Origin of the sequence: Anoxybacillus sp., from assembly GCF_036834105.1 — a bacterium.
Taxonomy (GTDB): Bacteria; Bacillota; Bacilli; order Bacillales; family Anoxybacillaceae; genus Anoxybacillus.
This window is the reverse complement of record NZ_DAITON010000165.1, coordinates 1-4,185: the sequence shown is the minus strand read 5'-3', so window position 1 is coordinate 4,185 and position 4,185 is coordinate 1. Positions and strand designations below refer to the sequence as shown.

General features: G+C 42.7%; 7 protein-coding genes. All 7 read left to right on the top strand.

The annotated features are described in order from the left end of the window. Positions 1 to 8: 8 nt before the first annotated feature. Positions 9 to 422: a flagellar export chaperone FliS gene (fliS, locus tag V7Z64_RS12155; protein ID WP_021095714.1), complete on the top strand. Its 414-nt coding sequence runs from the start codon at positions 9 to 11 to the stop codon at positions 420 to 422. Between the two features lie 13 nt (positions 423 to 435). Then, a complete protein-coding gene (locus V7Z64_RS12150; RefSeq protein ID WP_297989946.1) occupies positions 436 to 1,251 on the top strand; it encodes a flagellin N-terminal helical domain-containing protein in 816 nt (271 codons plus the stop codon). Between the two features lie 82 nt (positions 1,252 to 1,333). Then, positions 1,334 to 1,771, top strand: coding sequence for a YaaR family protein (locus tag V7Z64_RS12145; RefSeq protein ID WP_035063520.1), 438 nt, complete (start codon positions 1,334 to 1,336; stop codon positions 1,769 to 1,771). Positions 1,772 to 1,784: 13 nt separating this feature from the next. Further along, positions 1,785 to 2,186 (top strand): TIGR03826 family flagellar region protein, encoded by a 402-nt coding sequence (locus V7Z64_RS12140; protein ID WP_021095717.1) that lies wholly within the window; start codon positions 1,785 to 1,787, stop codon positions 2,184 to 2,186. 65 nt (positions 2,187 to 2,251) lie between these two features. Further along, positions 2,252 to 2,509: a flagellar biosynthesis anti-sigma factor FlgM gene (flgM, locus tag V7Z64_RS12135; RefSeq protein WP_021095718.1), complete on the top strand. Its 258-nt coding sequence runs from the start codon at positions 2,252 to 2,254 to the stop codon at positions 2,507 to 2,509. 14 nt (positions 2,510 to 2,523) lie between these two features. Next, positions 2,524 to 2,976: a flagellar protein FlgN gene (locus V7Z64_RS12130; protein ID WP_021095719.1), complete on the top strand. Its 453-nt coding sequence runs from the start codon at positions 2,524 to 2,526 to the stop codon at positions 2,974 to 2,976. Between the two features lie 12 nt (positions 2,977 to 2,988). Continuing rightward, on the top strand, positions 2,989 to 4,185 hold a 1,197-nt coding region (gene flgK / locus V7Z64_RS12125), incomplete at its 3' end, for a flagellar hook-associated protein FlgK (RefSeq protein WP_334110549.1).

Sequence of the window (4,185 nt, the reverse complement as noted above, 5' to 3'; positions counted from 1 at the left end):
GTGAGCGCGTGGAATTTTTAACCGAAGAAGCGGTGTATAAAAAAACGCCGCAACAATTAACAGCGCTACTTTATGAAGGGTTAATTGAAAGTGTAGAAGAAGCGATCGCAAGCACAAAAAAAGGCGACTACTCTTATGCCAACAAACTATTGCAAAAAGCAAACGATATTTTACAACGACTAGGTGTTGGGTTAAATTATGACGCAGGCATTATCGCTCATCAATTAGATGCGCTATACAACTATATGGCCGAGCGTCTTATTGATGCCAATATGAAAAAAGACGTAGCCATGATGCAAGAAGTGTTAACGATCGCCAAAGACATTGCGACAGCATGGAACGAGGCACTAAAAAAACAACCGACAACAAACGTTGTGGCAAAAAAAGCGGCGACATATGAACAATTTATTATGACAGAGTAAAGGAGAGAAAAAAATGAGAATCAACCATAACATTCAAGCATTAAACGCTTATCGTAACTTAGCGGTCAACCAATCGAATACAGCGAAAAACTTAGAAAAACTTTCCTCTGGTTTACGCATTAACCGCGCAGCAGACGATGCAGCAGGTTTAGCCATTTCCGAAAAAATGCGCTCGCAAATTCGCGGATTAGAAGTTGCAGAACGCAACGCATTAGATGCCATTTCGCTTATTCAAACAGCGGAGGGGGCGCTCAACTCGATTCACAGCATTCTTCAACGTATGCGTGAATTAGCAGTGCAAGCGGCAAATGGTACAAATACAGATGATGATCGTGGACATATTCAAAATGAAGTTGAGCAATTAATTGAAGAGATTGATCGCATTGCGAATAAAACAACATTTAATGGCACGCCATTGCTGGATAATAGTTTTATTAATGTTAAATTCCAGATTGGTGCAAATGAAGGAGAGGAAGTAGAAATAAGTATAGCAGGTATGACATCATCACTGTTAGGTGTTAGCAGTTTAGATGTTTCTACTGCAGCTGGAGCATCGAGTTCTATTACAACGATTGATGATGCGATTAATATAGTTTCCACAGAACGTGGCAACCTTGGCGCTTACCAAAACCGTTTTGAGCATGCAATCAACAACTTAAAAACAGCGCATGAAAATTTAACGTCTGCGGAGTCACGCATTCGCGATACAGATATGGCGATGGAGATGACGAACTTTACGAAAAACAACATTTTAAACCAAGCAGCACAGGCGATGCTCGCGCAATCAAATCAGCTCCCACAAGGAATTTTGCAATTGTTAAAAAGCTAATGGGTAAAAAGGGTAGGTCGATGCGACCTCGCCCTTTTTTTGTACGTGTGGCATAATAAAAAGAAAAAAGGTGTGAACGATGATGGAAGTGCAAAAAGTATCGCGGGCGTCGTTGAATCGTGTCGAAAAAAAAGACGATGCGCCGATGGAATCGGTGTCGTTTACGGAAGTGATGCATAAGAAAAAAAGCGACGTGTTATTTGAACGTTTTCAAACGATGGCGCAAGAAATTGAAGCGCAAGGGAAAAGGTTAGCTGAGTCGCAAACGGTAGAAGATTTAAAAAAATATAAAAAGCTTGTGAAGCAATTTTTAGACGATGCAGTGAAAAATAGTTTGCAGCTCGAGGAACAGCGCGGATTTAGTCGCGGGGGACGGACGAAAATTTATAAGCTTGTGAAAGAAGTCGATCAAAAGTTAGTCGAGCTGACAAATGCGGTGTTGGAAAAAGAAAAAAAGGGACTTGATTTGCTTGGACTCGTCGGTGAAATTCAAGGATTGATTATTAATATTTACACATAAGGGAGGGGAAAGCATGTTAGATAACTGTCCAAAATGTGGAAGTTTGTTTGTGAAGACGCAATTTCGAGATGTGTGCGAGGCATGTTATAAAGAAGAAGAAAAATTGTTTGAAAAAGTGTACGCATTTATTCGAAAACGGGAAAATCGAACAGCAACGATGCCACAAGTAGTGGATGCCACAGGAGTAGAAGAAGCGTTAATTGTTAAATGGATTAAAAAAGGACGCCTGCAGCTCGTTCATTTTCCGAACCTCGGTTATCCGTGCGAAAAGTGTGGAGCAACGATACGTGAAGGGCGACTATGTTCAAAGTGCATTGGTGGTATCCAGAAAGAAATGACGAAAATTCAACGAGAAGAGGAACGACAAAAACAAGCGAAGCGTCAAACGACATATTTTACAGAGAGAGACGACTAAACATTTTTTTCTTTTAGCCGATAATAATCATAAGGAAAGAAGAACGGGAAAAGCGAGGTGGGATGATGAAAATTAATCGTATTCAGCCGATGAGCGTCAATCCGTATGAACGGACGTCGCGCGTTGAAAAACCAACAAAAGCGACGAAAAAAACAGATCAAGTCGAAATTTCAAGCGCGGCGAAAGAATTGCAAGAAGCGGCGAAATTTTCTTCGGAACGGTTAGAAAAAATGGAGCGGTTAAAAGCAGAAGTGCAAGCAGGGACGTATGCGATCGATGCGCGTGCCATTGCGGAAAGCGTGTTGCGCTATTATAAACGATGACGGAGCGAATGAACATGATCGATCTTATGGAAAAGCTGCTGACATTTCACCGTGGACTGTTGCAGCTGGCACAACAAAAAACAGAAGCGATTAAAAAAGGCGACATTCATGCGTTGCAACAAATGATGGCGAAAGAACAAAAATATGTCATGGCCATTCGCCAGCTCGAGAGCGAACGAATGAGCCTTCTTTCACATTTACCTGAAGAAGAGCGAACGGTTCGTTGTTACGCAGAACAGTTGGAAGAAACGGAACGTACAAAGCTTCTCCACTTAGCAAGCGATTTAAGCGAAACAATCGCACGGTTGAAAGAGCAAAACGAGCTCAATATGCAACTATTGCAACAGTCGCTTCAGTTCATTCATTTTACCCTTGATCTCATGATACCGAACGAACAAGATGTGACGTATGACCCGAAGCGAACGGATGAATTGCCGCCACGGTCGTCGTTTGAAGCAAAAACGTAAGGGGGTTTTTTTGTGCTTTCAACATTTCATGGATTAGAAACGGTACGGCGCGGGATGACCGCCCAACAACAAGCGCTATACGTTACGGGGCATAATATCGCAAACGCCAACACGCCAGGTTACTCGCGCCAACGGGTAAACTTTGAACAAACGCCGCCATATCCGTTTGCGTCGAAAAACCGTCCTGTCGTGCCAGGGCAAATGGGAACAGGTGTGGAAGGCGGCACCGTGCAACGAATGCGCGAAGAATTTTTAGACGTCCAATATCGTGGCGAAAATATGAAATACGGCTATTGGAATACGCGCGCAGAAGCGTTGTATAAAATGGAAGAAATTATGAACGAGCCGTCAGACGAAGGGCTTGCGAAGACGCTTGACCGTTTTTGGCAGTCGCTTCAAGATTTAGCCGTCAATCCGTCAAACTCAGGTGCGCGCTCCGTCGTCCGTCAGCGCGGCATGGCGGTCGCTGAAACGTTTCATTACTTATCAAGCTCGTTAAAGTCGATTCGTGATGATATAAAAAATGAGCTTGACGTAACAGTGAAAGCTGTAAATTCATTGGCGCGTCAGTTAAATGACTTAAACAAACAAATTAGCGAAGTCGAAGTGCATGGTTATTTGCCGAACGATTTATATGATGAACGAAATCGGCTGTTAGATGAGTTGTCGCAATATGTGAACGTTAAAGTAACTCCTGTGCCAAGTGGCGGAAGTGCATTAAAAATTGCGGAAGGACGTTTTACGGTAGAGTTAGTGGATCGAACTGGTAGCACAGTCATCGGCACGCTTGTTGATGGACGACTTGGGAAAGTCAATGAATTTCAAGTGACATATCAAGATAACGTAGCTAAGACGGGGCCAATTGTTAGCTTTTCTCTTGGCGATGCATCATTTTCAACATTTGAGCGCTTAAAAGAAAACGGAAAAGTAGGAGCTCTTCTTTATTCTTATGGTTACAGCGAAGACGGAGGTACAACGACGAGAGGGTTATATCCCGAAATGCTAGGAGATTTAAATGCCATGGCAAAAGCATTTGCTGATCAGTTTAATACGGTGCATTCTAATGGATGGAGTGTGGCGGAAATAAAAAATAATGCGACTTCTCCATCCACTAAGCCATTTTTCACCTATGACCCAGCTGATCCAGCTGGAACGTTAGATATCGCACAAATCATTAAAGATTCACTTGACAATATTGCCGCATCAGCA